The organism is Paractinoplanes rishiriensis (assembly GCF_016862375.1).
Lineage (GTDB): Bacteria > Actinomycetota > Actinomycetes > Mycobacteriales > Micromonosporaceae > Actinoplanes > Actinoplanes rishiriensis.
Genome location: NZ_BOMV01000059.1, coordinates 90,619 through 108,018, shown reverse-complemented (window position 1 = coordinate 108,018; position 17,400 = coordinate 90,619). Strand labels below are relative to the sequence as shown.

Genomic DNA, 17,400 nt, shown 5'->3' with positions numbered 1-17,400 from the left:
TCACGGCAGGTGCAGGACGGCGCCGCCCTCCGGCGTGATCTCCACGCGAGGCATGACCGGGGTTGCGGCATCGCGGCGCGTCGCGGCCGCGACCACTTCTTCAATGCGGCGGTACGCCGAGAGCGAGTCGACGGTCGAGCGGGTCGGCGGGAGCATGGCCAAACCGTCCGCGGCCGAGGGGTCGATCCAGCTGACCGCCTCGCTCTCGCCGGACACGTCGCGGGCCGTCTGGCCGTCCGGCAGCAGGGCCACGAAGAACCACGTGTCGAAGCGCCGCGGCTCGAACTCCGGTGTGATCCAGCGCGCCCAGGGCAGCAACAGGTCGTCGCGCAACCGCAGCCCGCGCCGGGCCAGCAACTCGGTCATGGTCAGCTCGCGGGCCGCCACGGCCGCGCGGTCGGCCTCCCAGTCGTCCGCGCTCACGTCGCCGACGACCCCGTGCGACACCACGCCGGTCAGCGTGCCGTCGCTCACCGTCCGGTCGAGTTCGCCGACCGGGCCGGCCAGCAGCACGCCGGCCTCCTCGAACAGTTCCCGGGCGGCCGCGCCGACCACGGCCCGGGCCTGCTCGTCGGGCACGCCGAGCCGGTCGGCCCAGTCGTGGCGGATCGTCTCGGGCCGGTCGGACGGGTCCACGCCGCCGCCGGGGAAGGCGTACAGGCCGCCGAAGACCATGGTGGCGGCTCGCTTCACCACGTACAGCTGGAATTTGCCACCCTCGGGGCGTAGGAGAACGACGGTGGCCGCGGGGCGCACGGGCGCGGGTTCGCCGCGAAACTCGCGGGCGCGCTGCACCAGAGCGGGTGGTAACGACATCGCGGATACCTCGGCCGGTCGGCCCGCATTCGAGTCGGTCACCCGTCGATCCTGCCATTGGAGGCGGCCGAGGTACTACCGTGGCGATCATGACCGAACAGAAGGTCCGCTGGGGCATCGTCGGCCTCGGCGGGATCGCCGCACAGTTCGCCCGGGACCTGCCGCTCGCGCCGGGCGCCGAACTCGCCGCGGTCGGTTCGCGGTCCGCGGAGACCGCCGCCGCGTTCGCCGAACGGTTCGGCTTCGCCCGCGCCTACGGCTCCTATGCCGAACTCGCCGCCGACCCGGACGTGGACGTCGTCTATGTGGCCACGCCGCACGCGCAGCACCTGGACGCGGCCCTGACCTGCATCGAGGGCGGCAAGGCCGTCCTGGTGGAAAAGCCGATCACGCTGGACCTGGCGTCGGCGGCGTCGCTGGTGCAGGCCGCGCACACCAGGGGCGTGTTCCTCATGGAGGCGATGTGGATGCGCCTCAACCCGGCCGTGCTCAAGGTGGCCGAACTGGTCGCCGAGGGGGCGATCGGCTGGGTCAGCGCCATCCACGCGGACTTCGGTCTCCAGGGCCCGTTCGAGGCCGAGCACCGGCTGCGCAACCCGAAGCTGGGCGGCGGCGCGCTGCTCGACCTGGGCGTCTACCCGATCCACCTGGCCCACCTGATCATGGGCGCGCCGCGGTCGGTGCAGGCCTGGGCGCACCTGACCCCGGAGGGCGTGGACGAGAACACCGGCGTCCTGCTCGGCTGGGAGGCGGGCGCGGTCGCGGCCCTCACCTGCAGCATCAACGGCAACAGCCGGAACGGCGCGTCGATCACCGGCACCGACGGCCGGATCGACCTGCCGCCCGGCTTCTTCGTGCCGCGCGAGTTCGTGCTGAACCGGCCGAACCACGCGCCGGAGACGTTCCAGTTCCCGTTCGAGGGCAACGGTTACCAGTTCGAGGCGGCCGAGGTGCAGCGGTGCATCCTGGCCGGCGACCTGGAGAGCCCGCACGTCCCGCACGCCACCACTTTGGAGATCATGGGGCTGCTCGACACGATCCGCGACGAGATCGGCGTCGCGTACTGACTATTGTGGGCCCATGCCGTCGAGGAAAGTCGGCGGCAAGCCGACGTCGAGCGACGTGGCCGCGGCCGCCGGGGTGTCCCGGTCGGCCGTCTCGTTCGCGTTCAACAACCCGCAGCGGATCTCGGCGGCAACCCGTGAACGCATTCTCGCGGCGGCCGCCGCGCTCGGCTACACGCCGAACACGCTCGCCCGGATGCTGCAGGCCGGCACCACCACTTCGATCGGGGTGCTGCTGCCGCAGCGGCTGGCCCAGGTCATGGAAAACCCGTACTACGCCCGCTTCCTGATGGGCGTCGGGCAGATCTGCGACCAGGAGGGCTACACGCTGCTGCTCACCCCGCCGCTGGGGGATTCGGTGCTCAAGGCGATCCCGTACGCGGCGGTGGACGGCTTCATCGTCTGCGGTCTGGAGACCGAGGGCGCCGAGGTGGTCGAGCTGGAGCGCCGCGGCATCCCGTACGTCCTGGTCGACAGCGACCGCTTCGAGAACGCGGCGAGCGTCGAGGTCGACGACCGGGGCGGGGCTCACGACGTGGCCCGCTACCTGCTCGAACTCGGCCACCGGCGGATCGCGCTGCTGTCCATCGGCCCGGGTCCGGACGTGGCGACCCGGGGTTACCGCGGCCCGCTCGGCCGCCGGCTGACCGGGATCGCCGAGGCGCTGGCCACCGCGGGCCTCGCGATGTCCGACGTCGCGCTGGCCGAGGTGCCGGTGAGCCGGTACGAGGGATACCGCGCCACCAAGCAGCTGATGTCCGCCGCCGAGCGGCCGACCGCGATCCTGGCGCTGTCCGACGTGCTCGCGTACGGCGCCGTCGACGCCCTCGGCGAACTGGGCCTGGACGTGCCCGGGGACGTCTCGGTGACCGGCTTCGACGACCTGGCCGAGTCGGCCTGGTTCCGCCCCCGGCTGACCACCGTGCGGCAGCCCATCGTCACCAAGGGCCGCAGCGCCGCCAGCTTCCTGATCTCCGCGGTCCGCGGCGAGGACCAGCATCCGCACCAGTTCCTCGGCACCACCCTGATGGTTCGCGAGTCGGCGGCGAAACCACGGATGTAACACGAGTTAGTAACCTGATACTGTGATCGGCTATGACCGATCTCCTCGCGCCGCGTCCCCCCGCTCCTTGGTGGCGAGACGCGGTCATCTACCAGATTTATCCGCGCAGCTTCGCCGACGCGAACGGCGACGGCATCGGCGACCTGCCCGGCATCCGCAGCCGCCTGCCGTACCTGCGCGACCTGGGCGTCGACGCGGTGTGGCTGTCGCCCTTCTACCTGTCACCGCAGGCCGACGCCGGCTACGACGTGGCCGACTACCGCACCGTGGACCCGATCTTCGGCACCGTCGAGGACGCCCGCGGCCTGGTCACCGACGCCCACGACCTGGGTCTGCGGGTGATCGTCGACCTGGTGCCGAACCACTCGTCCGACCAGCACGAATGGTTCCAGCAGGCGCTGGCTGAGGGCCCGGGGTCGCCGCTGCGGGCCCGCTATCACTTCCGGGAGGGTCGCGGCTCTCTTCCGCCGAACGACTGGCCGTCCATCTTCGGCGGCCCGGCCTGGACGCAGGTTCCCGACGGCCAGTGGTACCTGCACCTGTTCGCCGCCGAGCAGCCCGACTTCAACTGGGACCACCCCGCGGTGGCCGACGAGTTCCGCACCATCCTGCGCTTCTGGCTCGACCTGGGCGTCGACGGCTTCCGCATCGACGTGGCGCACGGCCTGGTCAAAGAGGCCGGGCTGCCGGACATCGGCCGCCCCACCGAGTGGCATCTGCTCGACGTCGGCGAGAGCCCGTGCTTCGACCGCGACGGCGTCCACGAGATCTACCGCAGCTGGCGCAGAATCCTCGACGAGTACCCCGGCGAGCGGATCGCGGTGGCCGAGGCGTGGGCGCCCACGCTGTCCCGGGTGGCCGACTACGTTCGCGCCGACGAGCTGCACCAGGCGTTCAACTTCAGCTACCTGGGCACCTCATGGAACGCCGGCGACCAGCGCAAAATGATCGCCGCGTCGCTCAACGCGATGGGTGCGGTGGGCGCACCCACCACGTGGACGCTCTCGAATCACGACGTGGTCCGGCACACCAACCGCCTGATGCAGGACACCCAGGGCGACGTCGCCGGCCGCCGCCCCACCGAGGTCGACCCGGTGGCGGGCCTGCACCGGGCCCGGGCGGCGTCGCTGCTGCTGCTGGCGTTGCCCGGCTCGGCGTACCTCTATCAGGGCGAGGAACTGGGCCTGCCTGAGGTGATCGACCTGCCGCCGGAGGTGCGCCAGGACCCGGCGTTCCACCGCGCCACCGGTCAGGACGGCTACCGCGACGGCTGCCGCGTCCCGATCCCGTGGAGCGGCGCCGAGACCCCGTACGGCTTCGGCCCGGCGGGCGCCCCGACCTGGCTCCCGCAGCCCCCCTCCTGGGCCGCCCTGAGCGTCCAGGCCCAGGACGGCGTGCCCGGCGCCACCCTGACGATGTACCGCGACGCCTTGGCGCTACGCCGCAAGGTCTTCCACAACGAAGACCTGACCTGGCAGGACGCGCCCGAGGGCGTACTGGCCTTCGACCGCGGCGAGGGCTTCCGCTGCACGGTCAACATGACCACCGAGCCCCTCCGCCTCAACCGGCCGGGCGAACTGCTGATCGCGAGCGGCCCGCTGACCATGGAGGACGGCACCGCCATACTCCCGCCCGACACCACCGTCTGGTGGTCCCTCTGAGTTGTCCCTGACCGGTCCGACCCGCTTGGGGTCGGGCCGGGGCGGGGCGCCGGGGTGTGTCCCAACGCGTGCTCGCCAACTGCCGCTCGGTCAAGGTGAGCAGGTTGAACACGTCGCGCGCGAGGTAAGCGACGGTGCCGCGGGCGACGCGCTTCCGGCTCAGGATTCCGGCCTCGGCCAGCTCCTCGAGCGCCGCCGGCCCTGAAGATCAGGTGAAGAGGGGCCGGACGGCGAAGTAGAAGAGGCTGGCGAACAGCGCCGCCGCCGGGAACGTGGTGATCCAGGCGATCACGATGTTGCCGGCCACGTTCCAGCGGACCGCGCTCAGCCGCTTCGTGGCGCCTACACCCATGATGGCCGAAGTGATCGTGTGGGTCGTCGAGATCGGGGCGTGCAGGACCAGGGCGTTGAAGAACAGCACCGAGCTGGCCACCGTCTCGGCCGCGAAGCCCTCGGACGGGCCCAGGTCGATGATTTTGCGGCCCAGGGTCCGGATGATGCGCCAGCCGCCGGCGTAGGTGCCGGCCGCCAGGACCGCCGCCGACGTCCAGAACACCCACCACGGGATGTGCGTGGAGCTCTCCTGGAAGCCGGCCGTGTACAGCGCGAGCACCACGATGCCCATGGTCTTGGCCGCGTCCTGCATGCCGTGGCCGACGGACATCGCGGCGGCCGAGACGGTCTGGGCGATGCGGAAGCCGCGGTTGAGCTTGCCGGGGTTGCCGCGGCGGAAGATCCACATGATCGCGACCATGGCGGCGAAGCCGAGGAGCAGGCCGACGATCGGCGAGGCGACCATCGGGATCAGCACCTTCTCGGTGATGGTGAGCCACTCGACGGTGCCGTTGGTGTACCACAGGGTGGCACCGACCAGGCCGCCGAACAGGGCGTGCGACGAGCTGGACGGCAGGCCGAAGTACCAGGTGATCAGGTTCCAGGCGATGGCCCCCAGCACGCCGGCGAAGACCACGCCCAGGCTGGGGATGCCGACCGGGAGCTTGACCAGGCCGTCACCGACGGTTTTCGCCACGCCGGCGCCGAAGTGGGCGCCGATGAAGTTGCCCACCGCGGCCATCGCCAGCGCGGCCCGCGGGGTGAGCGCGCGGGTGCTGACGCTGGTGGCGATCGCGTTCGCCGCGTCGTGGAAGCCGTTCGTGTAGTCGAACGCCATCGCAGCCAGGATCACCGCGAGAGCTGCTACGAGCTCGGGAGACAAAGTCTACGACTCCTTGACGGCGATCGTCTCGACCGTGTTCGCCACGTGCTCGAACGCGTCGCAGGCCGCCTCCAACTCGTCGGCGACCTCCTTCATCTTGAGTACGGTCAGCGCGTCGTACTCCCCGGAGAAAAGACGAACCAAGAGCATCCGGTACGCGCGGTCGCCGTCGTTCTCCAGGCGGTTGATCTCGATCCAGTACTCGTCGAGGCCCTTCATCGAGCGCAGGTTGGGCATCGCCTCGGCGGTCAGTTTGGCCTGCTGGTCGAGGACCGTGATGAGTTCGTGCATCTCGCGCGGCAGCGACGGCAACTCGGTCAACCCGTACAGGTAAAGCAGGTTGCCGACCGCCTCCAGGTGGTCCATCACATCGTCCAGCTGGGAGCCGAGCGAATAGATGTCGGCCCGGTCGAACGGGGTGATGAAGGTCGAGTTGATTTTGCGGTACAGCTCGTGCGTGATCTGGTCGCTGTCGTGCTCCACATCGGTCAGCCGTTCGCTGACCGATTGCACGTCCACACCCGGCAGCGCCAGTTCGTTCAGCAGCTCGGTGCCCTTGACCAGATTTTGCGCAGCCTTGGTGAAGAGATCGTAGAAAGCGCCCTCCACGGGGCGGAAGGAGAACTTCACGGCGCGGACCTCGATCGACGGGCGTGGGTTGGATCTCCACGAATGCTAGCGGTCCCCCTGGATTCACCTTGCGTTCGCCTGCTAAACGGGTTCGTGGCGACGTTCTGGCCGGGGTGCGTTCGGGCGTGGTGAGCTGCGGCGGACCGCTCGGGTGGGCAGCGGCGCGCGGGGTACCCAACGGCTCACCGGGTGCCGGCGCAGATGGCGTACGAGTCCATGCTGGTCTCCGTCGGCGATCACGTCGACGCCGGCCGCACCCAGTTCGGTCCACACCGCGCGGCGGGCCCGGCGGGAGCCTTCCGGCAGGCCGGAGATCCGCACGGTACGGCCGTCGTCGTGCGCCGACCGCACCATGGCGTGCAGCAGGTGGCGTTCCTCGGCCGGGATCGGCTCGCGGCCGTCCCACCCGAACCGCCGCCCCCACGGCTCGCTGATCATCGGGACCAGGGTGGGTGGTGCCGAGCGCGATCCGAGGTCGTCGAACGTGCCGTCGGCGAAGCAGTACCGCTTGCGCTGGGCCGCAAGCAGTTCGCGTACGTCGACAATGCCCGCAACCGACACGGTGACCGCGCCCGGCACCAGGGTGTTTCCGTCGCAATGACTGAGGAGCGCCGCGTGGTCGCGCAACTGCTGATCGAGCATCTGGTACGCGCGCAGCAGCGTCTCCGGTTCCCGGTTGGCCCCGACGAACTCGACCACCAGCCGGAACGGCACCTGCTGGTCGCGGGCGAGCCGTCCACCGCGGGTCTTGGCCCGGGCGAACAGTGGCGTGAGGACGAGCCGGCGCAGCGTGTGACCCGGCTGCGGGCCGCCCGGACCGAGGAACAGTTCGCCGTGCGGGCCCGGGGTGACCGGTACGGTCAGGCCGCCGAGTCCGAGCCGCAACACGCCGGGCAGCGGGTCGGCGGCGCGCGGGCTGGCGATCGCGTGCGCGGCCGGCAGGTAGGGCCCGGGCCGGCGCAGCAGCGTGTTGCCGATCGAAACGGCGCCGGCCACACCGGCGAGGCCGGCCAGGCCGCCGGCGAAGGTAGCACCGTTGTCGTTCACACCACACCATCCGATTAGTCCGAATTAGGCGTTTCCTACTGTGTCACAAGTGTTACCCCCGGCCGGGCAATCTCGCGCAGAATTCCCTCCATGCCGTTGCCGCCCACCACGTCGCCCGAGACGGAGTTCGAGGCCGAGCGACCGCACCTGCTCGCCGTCGCCTACCGCATGCTGGGCAGCCGCGCCGAGGCCGAGGACGCCGTGCAGGAGGCCTGGTTGCGGTACGCCAAGGCGCGCACCGGCGGCGAGATCCGCGATCTGCGCGGCTGGCTCACCACGGTCACCGGCCGGATCTGCCTGGACGTCCTCAAGTCGGCCCGGGTGAGTCGCGAGGCCTATCCGGGGCAGTGGCTGCCGCCGTACCTGGTCGATCCGGATGCCGATCCCGCCGGGCGGGTCGAGATGAGCGACCAGGTCGCCCTCGCCCTCCTGGTCGTCCTCGAACGACTGACCCCCGAGCAGCGGGTCGCGCTGGTGCTGCACGACGCCTTCGCGGTGCCGTTCGAAGACGTGGCCACCGTGCTCGGCACCACCGAGACCGCGGCCCGGCAGCACGCCTCGCGCGGCCGCCGGGCGGTTGCCGCCGGTGGCGTCCGGCACAACGCCGGGCTGGCCGAGCAGCGCCGGGTGCTCGGCGCGTTCCTCGAGGCGGCGAACACCGGCGACGTGCAGGCCCTGGCCGCGGTGCTGGCGCCCGACGTGGTGGCCATCGGCGACGGTGGCGGTCTCGTGCCCGGCGTGGGCACCCGCGCGATCGTCGGCGCCGACAAGGTGGCCCGCTTCTACCTCGGCATCATCGGCACCAAGCTGGCCGAGGCCACGGTGGAGCCGGTGCTGGTCAACGGCACGTCGGCGGCGGTGCTCATCCGGGGGACATTCGCCGACGGCCGGCCGCTGCTCTCGGTGCTGGCGCCGGCCGTCGCCGACGGGCGGATCACCGGCCTGTTCAACCAGCTGAACCCGAACAAGCTTTTATTGAACGACCTGCTGTAGGTACTTGTGGTACTGCGAGGCGAACGGCTCGGTGCCGTCGCCGAGCGCCGCCATCAGCCGGCCGGCCGCCGCCCGGGCCTCGGCCACCAGGTCGTCCGGGTAACCGAACTCGACCCGGTGCTCGTCGAACTCGTCCTCGTCGCGCAACTCGACCAGGCCGGTCTCCCGGCGCCGCACCACGTCCAGATCAAGATCAATGATGTGTACGGTGTCACCCTCCCACCGGGCCGGGGTGGTGATGTCGCAGTACACCTCGCTGGTCCGCGGTGGCGGGTTGAACATGCCGGTCCACCACGCGTGATGCGGGATCAGCAGCACGAACGGGATCTGCTCGACGGACTGCCGGCCGTGGTAGACCGAGGGCGTGCCGTGCGTGACGCCGACCCAGACCCCCAGGTCGTCCTCGTCGAACCGGCGGGCCGGATAGTCACGGTGGGCCGAGCCGTCGTACTTCGTGTAGACGACCCGGACCATCTCGTGCGGCATGCGAGAACCCTAACGGTGGTCGGCTTCTGTCGGTGGTGGCGGGTACCGTCTCCCCGTGCCCGCAGCAACCCGCAAGAAGGCGTCCGCCGAAGATCTCCTGAACGCCGCCGTGGGTGCCGTCCCCGGCGGCGCCTCCCGACCCGGTCAGCAGGCCATGGTGGCCGCCATCGACAAGGCCGTCCGCGACCGTGAGCACCTGCTCGTCCAGGCCGGCACGGGCACCGGCAAGAGCCTGGCCTACCTCACGCCCGCGCTGCTGGTCGACGGCCCGGTGGTCGTCTCCACCGCCACCCTGGCCCTGCAAAACCAGCTGGTCGAACACGATCTGCCCCGGCTCGCCGCCGCGGTCGAGCCGGTCCTCGGCAAGAAGCCCACGTTCGCCGTCCTCAAGGGCCGGCACCACTACCTCTGCCTGGCCAAGATGGAGCACGCCGACGAGGAGGCGCCGACCGACACGCTCTTCGACGACGCGCCGCCGCGGGCCACCCAGTGGCTCGGCGAGGCGGGCAAGCTCGGCAAGCAGATCCAGCGCCTGCAGGCCTGGTCGGAAAAGACGGCGACCGGCGACCGTGACGAGTTGGACCCCGGCGTCGACGACACGGCCTGGCGCCAGGTCTCGATGCCGGCCCGCGACTGCGTGGGCGCGCAGAAATGCCCATACGGTGCCGAGTGCTTCGCCGAGGCGTCCCGGGCCCGCGCCCGCGAGGCCGACATCGTGGTCACCAACCACAGCCTGCTGGCCGTCGACATGCTGGCCGACCGGCACATCGTCCCGCCGCACAAGCTGCTGATCGTCGACGAGGCGCACGAGCTGGCCGATCGGGTTTCCTCGGCCGCTCAGGCCGAGCTCACCCCCGACGCCATCGAGCGTACGGCGAAAAGAGCCCGCACCCTGATCCCGCCGGCCGCGGCAGAGTCCCTGGCCGAGGCCGCCGACGCGCTCACGGTCGGCCTCGCCGACCTGCCCGCCGGCCGCCTCACCACCGGCCTGCCCCCGCTGGTCCGCCAGGCCGTCACCCTGCTCGAGACCGCCACCCGGGCCGCACTCACCGCGATCGGCGACATCAAGGCCGACGACCCCGACCCGGTCCGCAAACAGCAGGCCAAGGCGGCCCTGGGCGACCTCAGCGACACCGCGCAGCGCCTGCTCGAGGAGTCCGACTTCGACGTCGCCTGGGTCGAACGCTCCGACCTGGGCAGCGGCCGCCGCGCCCTGGTGGTCGCCCCGCTCTCGGTGGCCGGCACCCTGGCGCAGGGCCTCTACGCCGACCGCACCGTGGTGGCCACCTCGGCCACGCTCACCCTGGGCGGCCGCTTCGACACGGTGGCCCGCTCGCTGGGCCTGCCCGCCGCCACCCCCGCGGTCCCGTCCGCCCGCACCGCGGTTGCCGAGACGGCCGCACCCGGCGCACTGACCGCGGACGCCCCGCCCACAACAGGTGATGGTTGGACCTCACTAGACGTAGGTTCCCCTTTCGACTACCCCAAGCAGGGCATCCTCTACGTCGCGGCACACCTGCCCCGCCCGGCCGCCTCGGGCCTGCCCGACCAGGCCGGTGCCGAGCTGCTCAAGCTGGTCGAGGCCCTGGGCGGCCGCACCCTGGGCCTGTTCTCGTCGCGGCGCGCCGCCACCCAGGCCGCCGAGCTGCTGCGCGCCCGCACCGACCTGCCGATCCTGCTCCAGGGCGAGGAGGCGCTGCCGCTGCTGGTCCGCAAGTTCCGGGAAGACAAGCCCAGCTGCCTGTTCGGCGTCATGTCCCTGTGGCAGGGCGTCGACGTCCCCGGCGACGCCTGCCAGCTGGTGGTCATCGACCGCCTCCCGTTTCCCCGTCCCGACGAGCCCCTGGCCGCCGCCCGAGCCGCCGCGGTCGACGCCGCCGGCGGCTCCGGCTTCGCCTCGGTGAGCGTCCCGATAGCCGCGATCCGCCTGGCACAGGGCGTAGGCCGCCTGATCCGCTCCACCGGCGACAAGGGCGTGGTCGCGGTGCTCGACTCCCGCCTCGAGACGGCCCGGGGTTACGGCGCTTTCCTGCGCAAGTCCCTGCCCCCGTTCTGGTACACCACCCGCCCCGACGTTGCTGTTGGTGCCCTCCAGCGTCTCGCCAAAGACGCTAGTCACTAGTATAGTTGACTCATGACCCCTCTTGTTGCAGATAATTGCACTAGCTTGAGACGCATGCCCACCGAACAAGTCACCGTCGAAATGGACAAAACAGCGCTCTACCTCGCGCGGGGGGCGGCCGAGGCGGCGCACCTGTCGCTCGGAGACTGGCTCTCCAAGGTTGCCCGCGAGCAGGGCATGGTGATCGCCGCCGAGCAGGCGGCCGAGAACGATCGCCGATTTCCCGACGAACCTCCCGGTTGGGCGGATGACGTGGAGGACTGCATGTTCCGGGAGGGTGACTGATGAAGCGTGGTGACGTCTGGGTCAAGTCCCGGCTCGGGCACGAGTACAAGGTTGTGGTGGTAGGAAACGACGGTCTCACTGCTACCCGGCCATACGTCCTCGTCGTGCCGATTTCTGATGTCACGGACCCTGGTCTCGTCCAACCGGTCGTCGCTGACGGTGATGGCAGTGCGCTCGGCGTGGCCCAGATCCCGCGGGTCGGCGAGGTCAGCAAAGCGTCGCTGATCAAGCAGTCCGGTGTGCTGGCGCCGGCGAGTGTCGAGATGGTCGATATGGCGTTGCGGGCGGCGCTCGCGCTCTGACGCGGGCGTGTCACCATGGCTGCCGTGAGCGAGCCGGAGAACAGTGGGGTGCCGCGGCGGAAGCGGCGGCGAGTCTGGCTGATCTGGCTTGCGGCGGCCTGGGTTGTGGTGGTGTCCGGGCTGGGCGCGTGGTCGGTTCGGCGGGATGCGGCGACCGTTCCGGAGCAGCGGGACATCGTGACCGCGGTCGGCGACCTGCAGCGGACCGTCGGGGTGCTGTTCGCGGCGGCCGACGGGGACGGGCGGGCCGTGGTGCTCGGTGGGCTCGACATGGTGCCGGACTGCCGGGTCACGCCGGTGCGGCGGGGGATGATCGCCAGCCGCGAGGTGACCGTCTATGTGGCCGAGGGCGAGGCCCGGACGGCGTTTGACGCCATCGCGGCGGGACTGCCGAGCGATTATCGCGCGGAAGTGTCCGAGTTGCGGGGCGGGACCCGATTGTCGCTGTTTGCGGACGCGGGAAATTTCGTGGCGATCGACGGGGATGCCGAGGCCGGGGCCGGCGCGCTGACCGTGCGCGTCACCACCGGGTGCCGGCCACGTGGTGGCACGGAGCCCGACAGGGCCGATCCGGTGCCGGGTGGGGCGCCGGTTGCGCTGAGCGCGCTGGTCAACGCATTAGGCGGTACGCCGTCAGAGCCGTCCATGGTCACCGCGGTGAACTGCCCCGAGGGCGGGGTGGCGGCCACCTACGCCGTCGACGAGGTGGCGGCGCCGGCCGGGTTCGAGGGCCGGATGCGGGAGGCCAGCGCCGGCGGGACCCTGCTGCGCGCCGACGAGTCAGTCTGGGCGTACCGCCTGGATGGTGACTCCGTGGTGGTCGTGCCGGATGAAAAGAATGTGCGAATAAGCGTCAGCAGTGGCTGCTGAGAACTGTAAACGTCCTGATATTCAGCCATTTCCAGAAAAGTCGGGTAGGCAAATTCCGGCCGCCATAGCGTGTGCAGGCGGCGGCCCCGCCACATGAGGGCCGCTTTCGATCCGGCGTGCGTGGGGATGCGGCATGTATTCGCGGGGAAAGCACAGGCGGGCATCGCAGTACGGGCCGGTCCTCCCGGCGATCGTGATCTGCGGGCTGTTGTTGCTGGTAGGCGCCGTCAATCTGGTGGTGCAGGGCGGCCCGGGCATGGTGCTGCAAGCGGCCAACCCGTGCCCTACGGCGACCTCGTCATCCCCGGACCCGTCGGCGTCTTCGGCGGAACCGGATCCGTCGGCGTCTTCACCGGAGCCGGACCCGTCGGCGTCTTCGGAGTCCGATCTGTCCTCGTCGGAGTCGAACCCGCTCGCGTCATCTGAGGCTTCCCATCCGTCGCCTTCGACGGTCGCGCCTATGGTCGCTCCGGCGCCGCCGACCGCTGGCGCCTCGACCGACGAACCCTGCGTGCCGGAGGCGACCCCGACGGTCACCTCGACGCCGACACCGTCGGAGACGCCCACCGGCACACCCACGCCGACCCCGACGGACACCGTGATGCCCACTCTGACGGCGACCCCCACCCCGACGGTGACGGCCACGCCGACCTCGACGGTGACGGCCACGCCGACCTCGACCGTGACGGTGACGCCGACCCCCACGGCCACCCCCACCCCGACTGGCACCACTCCTGACCCGGGCGCCCCCGCCGCGCCCACCGGCGTGACCGTCGTGGCCGGCTACTCCTCGATCAAGGTCTCCTGGACCGCCTCCGCCGCCGGCGGTGCGCCGGCCGCCAGCTACCGGGCCGTGGCCGACCCCGGACCGGCCTCCTGCACCACCACCGACGCGACCTCCTGCGTTCTCGGCGGTGAGGCCGGCATCGCGTACACCGTGACGGTGACCGCCTACTCCGCGACCGGCGCCGCCGCCACCTCGGCCGCCTCGGACACCGTGGTGCCGACCGTGCCCGACATCAGCACCACCCCGCCGGTGACCGACCTGCCGCTGGGGACCGGCGACGGCGACATCTCGGCCACCGAGCCCGGCGAGGAACTGGTCGTCATCGGCGACGGCTACGCGCCGTACTCGACCGTCACGATCACCGTCTACTCCGACCCGATCGTGCTGGCCACCGTGACCACCGACGAGGCGGGTGCGTTCCGGCAGGCGGTCATCGTCCCGGAAATCTTGAGCGCGGGTCTGCACTCGTTCGTGGCCGCCGGCGTCGATCCGAGCGGTGAGTTCCGGGCGCTACGCCTCGACATCACGGTGCAGGCCGGCAGCGGCGACAGCGACCTGCCGGTGACCGGACCGGCGCTGATCTGGCTGATCGTGGCCGGCTTCGGCGCCACCCTGGCCGGTGTGGTGCTGCGGAGCGTGCGCCGCTAGTGCGGGTGTGCTGCGGAGCCTGCGCTCAGTAGACGATCGCCTGAGCGCCGTCGGCGGTGATCTCTTCGACGAAGACGGCGGCGCCCGCTATCCGGATGCCCGGCAGCACGTCGTCGGGGCCGACCGCCCGGCGGGCCGCGCACTGCGTGCAGGCCGTCACCCGGCCGTTTGCCAGCAGCAGCTCGAGCAGGTCGGGCAGGGGCGCGGCGTGCGGCAGCTCGAACTGGGCGGCGCGGCCGGGCAGCGCGAACCAGGTGGACTCGCCGGTGAGCCAGAACGACACGTCCACCCCGGACACGGCGGCCGTGCTCGCCACCGTGAACGCCTGTGAGCAGCGCTCGGGTGCGTCCGCGCCGGCGGTGGCCTTGACGACCAGCAAACGTGCCATGCGGGCCAGCATAAGATGGGCCCGTCATGGTTACCGAGATCGGGTTCGTGAGTCTGCTGGTGGCCGGCCTGGGTGCGCTGGCCGGCGGCTTCGGCTATGTGGCGATACGCATTGCGAGGGGGCGTTGGTGAGCGGCGAGTCGGACAATCCTCTGGGCCCACCGCCCTGGTTGCACGCTCCGCCGGTTGAGCGCTACCCCTATGCCGACCAGGCCACCCACGACCTGCGCGAGGGTGCCGACCTGCATCCGGGGCTGCTCGGGCTGCTGCCGTTCGTGGGTCTGTGGCGCGGTCGCGGGCAGGGCGGCTTCCCGGCCGACAAGGATTACAACTTCGCCCAGGAGGTCCGGATCAGCCACGACGGCCGGCCGTTCCTGCGCTACGAGTCGCGGTCCTGGCTGCTCGACGACGACTCGCAGCCGGCCGGCATGTGGCTGGACGAGTCCGGGTTCTGGCGTCCGGTGCTGGTGGACGGCCGCGCGTCCGACGAGATGGAAGCGACCATCGTCACCCCGGAGGGCACGGCCGAGCTCTACCTGGGCAAGACCATCGGCACCACCCGGCTCGAGATGGCCGCCGACGCGGTGGCCTACACGCCGTCCGGCCTGCACGTGACCGGCGTGCACCGGCTCTTCGGCATCGTCGAGGGCGCCCTGCTGTACGCGCACGAGATGGCGATCGACGACAGCGGCATGCGCCCGCACATGTCAGCCCGCCTGTTGCGGATCGGCGGCTGACCATCCCCGCAGGTCGACATAGCCCAGCAGGGCGAGCAGCCGCGGGGTCCACGCCGAACGGTCCCGCGGCTGTCCGTCCACACTGATCGCCTCGGCCAGCCCGCGCAGCGCGGACGCCAGCCAGATGCCGTCCACCGTGCGCAGTTCGTCGATGGTGATCATGCGGCGCACCGGGCGGAGTCCGGCCGAGCCCGCCACGTCGAGCAGCCGGGCCACGGTCGTGCCCGGCAGGATGGCGGCCTCGTCCGGCGGCACCGTGCCCAGTTCGTCGCCGGCCAGCCACACCAGCGACGCCGTGGGCCCCTCCAGCGCGTACCCCTCCGGGGTGAGCCAGAGCAGGTCGTCCGCACCCCGGTCCCGCGCCCATCGCCGGGCCGCGAAGTTGGTCGCGTACGACAAAATCTTGGCACCGGAGAGTGACCAGGGCGCCGGCCGGCCCGCCTCGGCGCTGATCAGCCGGATGCCGTCGCGCCGCTCGCGCACCGCTGCCGCCGGAACGGCACCGACCGTGACGTGCATCGCCTCGCGGGTGCAGATGATCCGGAGGGCGCCCTCGGCGCCGGGGAAGCCGGTCACGGCCGCCGACACCCGCTCCGCGATTTCGGTACGCGGTGGCAGCGTCAGCTCGAGCATGCCGGCCGACCGGGCCAGCCGGTCGAGGTGCTCGTCGAGCAGCCACGGCCCGTCCGGCCGCAGGTGCACCGTCTCGAAGACGCCGTCGCCGAACAACTCGGCGGGGGAGACCACTAGTCGCTCGGTCACGGGCGGAGCGTAACCGCGATTCGAACTATGCTCGTGAGGTGTCCAGCTCATCGCTAGCCGAAATGCTCCGGGAGCGCGGCCTGCGCCTGACGCCGCAGCGCCAGCTGATCCTGGAGGCGGTGCACGACCTAGGTCATGCCACCCCCGAGCAGGTCCATACGGCGGTGCGCGAACGCGTCGCGGGCGTCAACATCACGACCGTCTACCGCACCCTCGAACTGCTCGAGGAGCTGGGCCTGGTCAACCACACCCACCTGTCGCACGGCTCGCCCACCTACCACCCGGCGGGTGAGGATCAGCACGTTCACCTGGTCTGCCGTGGATGTGGCTCGATCAGTGAGGTAGACCCGACGGTGATGCTGCCGGTCACCGACTGGCTGCTGTCGGAGCGGGGCTTCCGGGTCGATGTGGGCCACGTCTCGCTCTTCGGCGTCTGCGAGGACTGTAAGGAGCCGTGAGATGACCGTCGTGATGGTCGAGGACCTCGATCCTTCGTCCGCCGACGCGGGGGTTGCCGCGCACCTGGGCGACCCGATGCGGGAGCAGCGCCTGCTGGCCACCGCGGTGGGCCTGGTCGACCGGTCGCACCGCGATGTGGTGGCGGTGCCGGGCGAGGAACGCGCCAGTTGGCTGCACACGCTGACCACCCAGCACCTGACCGGCTTGTCCGCCCTGCAGGGCTCCGAGCTGATGGTGCTGTCCCCGCACGGGCATGTTGAGCAGCACGCGTACGTGACCGAGGACGGCTCGACGGCGTGGCTCGACACCGAGCCGGGCGCCGGGGCGGGCCTGCTCAAATACCTCGAGATGATGCGGTTCTTCACCCGGGTCGAGCCGCGCGACGCGTCCGCCGAGATCGCGGTGTTGTCGCTGGTCGGTCCCGGCGCGGCCGACCTGTTCCCCGATCTCGCGCCACCCCGGGTGGCGGTGGTGCCGGGTCCGAAATTCGCCGCCGGCCAGGTGCCGGCACAGGCAACGAGCAATTACGCCGTACGCCCGTACGAGGGTGGCCTGGCCCGGCGGGTCCCGCTGGGCGTCGACCTGCTCGTGCCGCGCGCCGCCCGGACGGCCGTGATCGAGAAACTCGGCGTGCCGCTCGCCGGCCTGTGGGCGTACGAGGCCATCCGGGTCGAACACCGCATCCCGCGCCTGGGCTGGGAGACCGACCACCGCACCCTTCCGGCCGAGGCCGGGTTCACCGCACCGGCCGTCCACCTCGACAAGGGCTGCTACCGCGGCCAGGAGACGGTGGCCCGGGTGCACCACCTCGGCCGGCCGCCGCGCCGCCTCGCACTGCTGCATCTGGACGGCATCGCCACCGACCAGCCGCCGGCGCAGGGCACCCCGGTGACCCTGGACGGCCGTGCGGTCGGCTTCGTCGGCACCGCGGTCCGGCACCACGAGCTGGGCCTGATCGCGCTGGCCGTGCTCAAGCGCAACGTGGCCGACGATGCCGAGCTGCGGGTGGGCGACTCGGTGGCGGCCGTGGACCCGGCCTGAACCATCGATCATGCCTGAACCATC

Annotated in this window: 21 protein-coding genes; 13 read left to right on the top strand and 8 right to left on the bottom strand. The window is 71.3% G+C overall.

Annotated features, from left to right (window positions below; genetic code table 11):
• The gene (locus Ari01nite_RS26930; protein ID WP_203785107.1) at positions 1–816 is read right to left on the bottom strand and encodes an NUDIX hydrolase; all 816 of its coding nucleotides are present in this window, start codon (positions 814–816) and stop codon (positions 1–3) included.
• Between the two features lie 89 nt (positions 817–905).
• On the opposite strand from Ari01nite_RS26930, the gene Ari01nite_RS26925 reads away from it, so the two are divergent.
• From Ari01nite_RS26925 to Ari01nite_RS26915, 3 genes are read left to right on the top strand one after another with little or no spacing between them, the layout of a single operon-like run.
• Positions 906–1,883 (top strand): Gfo/Idh/MocA family protein, encoded by a 978-nt coding sequence (locus Ari01nite_RS26925; RefSeq protein WP_203784967.1) that lies wholly within the window; start codon positions 906–908, stop codon positions 1,881–1,883.
• Positions 1,884–1,896: 13 nt separating this feature from the next.
• Positions 1,897–2,943: a LacI family DNA-binding transcriptional regulator gene (locus Ari01nite_RS26920; protein ID WP_203784966.1), complete on the top strand. Its 1,047-nt coding sequence runs from the start codon at positions 1,897–1,899 to the stop codon at positions 2,941–2,943.
• Positions 2,944–2,975: 32 nt separating this feature from the next.
• Positions 2,976–4,604, top strand: a complete 1,629-nt coding sequence (locus Ari01nite_RS26915) for a glycoside hydrolase family 13 protein (protein WP_203784965.1) — start codon at positions 2,976–2,978, stop codon at positions 4,602–4,604.
• Between the two features lie 208 nt (positions 4,605–4,812).
• On the opposite strand, the gene Ari01nite_RS26910 is transcribed toward Ari01nite_RS26915, so the two are convergent.
• The 3 genes from Ari01nite_RS26910 to Ari01nite_RS26900 all read right to left on the bottom strand — a co-directional run bounded on the left by Ari01nite_RS26910 (position 4,813) and on the right by Ari01nite_RS26900 (position 7,497).
• The gene (locus Ari01nite_RS26910) at positions 4,813–5,820 is read right to left on the bottom strand and encodes an inorganic phosphate transporter (protein WP_203784964.1); all 1,008 of its coding nucleotides are present in this window, start codon (positions 5,818–5,820) and stop codon (positions 4,813–4,815) included.
• Between the two features lie 3 nt (positions 5,821–5,823).
• The gene (locus Ari01nite_RS26905) at positions 5,824–6,450 is read right to left on the bottom strand and encodes a DUF47 domain-containing protein (protein WP_203784963.1); all 627 of its coding nucleotides are present in this window, start codon (positions 6,448–6,450) and stop codon (positions 5,824–5,826) included.
• Between the two features lie 81 nt (positions 6,451–6,531).
• Positions 6,532–7,497, bottom strand: a complete 966-nt coding sequence (locus Ari01nite_RS26900; RefSeq protein WP_203784962.1) for a PI-PLC domain-containing protein — start codon at positions 7,495–7,497, stop codon at positions 6,532–6,534.
• 90 nt (positions 7,498–7,587) lie between these two features.
• Here Ari01nite_RS26900 and sigJ point away from each other — a divergent pair, with 90 nt between their 5' ends.
• Entirely contained in the window at positions 7,588–8,490 is a 903-nt protein-coding gene (gene sigJ / locus Ari01nite_RS26895; protein ID WP_203784961.1) for an RNA polymerase sigma factor SigJ, read from the top strand.
• On the opposite strand, the gene Ari01nite_RS26890 is transcribed toward sigJ, so the two are convergent.
• Positions 8,470–8,976, bottom strand: a complete 507-nt coding sequence (locus tag Ari01nite_RS26890) for a DUF402 domain-containing protein (protein ID WP_203784960.1) — start codon at positions 8,974–8,976, stop codon at positions 8,470–8,472. The genes sigJ and Ari01nite_RS26890 overlap by 21 nt on opposite strands.
• Before the next feature lie 55 nt (positions 8,977–9,031).
• On the opposite strand from Ari01nite_RS26890, the gene Ari01nite_RS26885 reads away from it, so the two are divergent.
• The 4 genes from Ari01nite_RS26885 to Ari01nite_RS26870 are packed head-to-tail and all read left to right on the top strand — an operon-like array spanning position 9,032 to position 12,555.
• Positions 9,032–11,098, top strand: a complete 2,067-nt coding sequence (locus Ari01nite_RS26885) for an ATP-dependent DNA helicase (RefSeq protein ID WP_203784959.1) — start codon at positions 9,032–9,034, stop codon at positions 11,096–11,098.
• A 54-nt stretch (positions 11,099–11,152) separates the two neighbouring features.
• A complete protein-coding gene (locus tag Ari01nite_RS26880; protein ID WP_203784958.1) occupies positions 11,153–11,383 on the top strand; it encodes a hypothetical protein in 231 nt (76 codons plus the stop codon).
• Positions 11,383–11,685, top strand: a complete 303-nt coding sequence (locus Ari01nite_RS26875; protein ID WP_203784957.1) for a type II toxin-antitoxin system PemK/MazF family toxin — start codon at positions 11,383–11,385, stop codon at positions 11,683–11,685. Before Ari01nite_RS26880 ends, Ari01nite_RS26875 begins: the two co-directional genes overlap by 1 nt.
• A gap of 24 nt (positions 11,686–11,709) precedes the next feature.
• Positions 11,710–12,555 carry a hypothetical protein gene (locus Ari01nite_RS26870; RefSeq protein WP_203784956.1) on the top strand — a complete coding sequence of 282 codons (846 nt, stop codon included), beginning with the start codon at positions 11,710–11,712 and terminating at the stop codon, positions 12,553–12,555.
• A gap of 21 nt (positions 12,556–12,576) precedes the next feature.
• Here the strand turns inward: Ari01nite_RS26870 and Ari01nite_RS26865 are convergent, their stop codons facing one another.
• Positions 12,577–13,260, bottom strand: coding sequence for a hypothetical protein (locus tag Ari01nite_RS26865; RefSeq protein ID WP_203784955.1), 684 nt, complete (start codon positions 13,258–13,260; stop codon positions 12,577–12,579).
• Between Ari01nite_RS26865 and Ari01nite_RS26860 the strand changes: the two genes are divergently transcribed.
• Positions 13,244–13,990: a hypothetical protein gene (locus Ari01nite_RS26860; RefSeq protein ID WP_203784954.1), complete on the top strand. Its 747-nt coding sequence runs from the start codon at positions 13,244–13,246 to the stop codon at positions 13,988–13,990. The genes Ari01nite_RS26865 and Ari01nite_RS26860 overlap by 17 nt on opposite strands.
• Before the next feature lie 25 nt (positions 13,991–14,015).
• Here the strand turns inward: Ari01nite_RS26860 and Ari01nite_RS26855 are convergent, their stop codons facing one another.
• On the bottom strand, positions 14,016–14,390 hold the full coding sequence (locus Ari01nite_RS26855) for a DsrE family protein (protein ID WP_203784953.1): 375 nt from the start codon (positions 14,388–14,390) through the stop codon (positions 14,016–14,018).
• Between the two features lie 14 nt (positions 14,391–14,404).
• Between Ari01nite_RS26855 and mtfM the strand changes: the two genes are divergently transcribed.
• Positions 14,405–14,509: a small membrane protein MtfM gene (gene mtfM / locus Ari01nite_RS50980; RefSeq protein WP_275410877.1), complete on the top strand. Its 105-nt coding sequence runs from the start codon at positions 14,405–14,407 to the stop codon at positions 14,507–14,509.
• Positions 14,506–15,114, top strand: a complete 609-nt coding sequence (locus Ari01nite_RS26850) for a heme-binding beta-barrel domain-containing protein (protein ID WP_239163058.1) — start codon at positions 14,506–14,508, stop codon at positions 15,112–15,114. Before mtfM ends, Ari01nite_RS26850 begins: the two co-directional genes overlap by 4 nt.
• On the opposite strand, the gene Ari01nite_RS26845 is transcribed toward Ari01nite_RS26850, so the two are convergent.
• Positions 15,085–15,876, bottom strand: a complete 792-nt coding sequence (locus tag Ari01nite_RS26845) for an aminotransferase class IV (RefSeq protein ID WP_203784951.1) — start codon at positions 15,874–15,876, stop codon at positions 15,085–15,087. The genes Ari01nite_RS26850 and Ari01nite_RS26845 overlap by 30 nt on opposite strands.
• A 62-nt stretch (positions 15,877–15,938) precedes the next feature.
• Here Ari01nite_RS26845 and Ari01nite_RS26840 point away from each other — a divergent pair, with 62 nt between their 5' ends.
• Together Ari01nite_RS26840 and ygfZ are read left to right on the top strand one after the other, a co-directional pair.
• Positions 15,939–16,334, top strand: coding sequence for a Fur family transcriptional regulator (locus Ari01nite_RS26840; RefSeq protein ID WP_203785106.1), 396 nt, complete (start codon positions 15,939–15,941; stop codon positions 16,332–16,334).
• A gap of 1 nt (position 16,335) precedes the next feature.
• A complete protein-coding gene (ygfZ, locus tag Ari01nite_RS26835) occupies positions 16,336–17,376 on the top strand; it encodes a CAF17-like 4Fe-4S cluster assembly/insertion protein YgfZ (RefSeq protein ID WP_203784950.1) in 1,041 nt (346 codons plus the stop codon).
• The last annotated feature ends 24 nt before the right edge of the window (positions 17,377–17,400 follow it).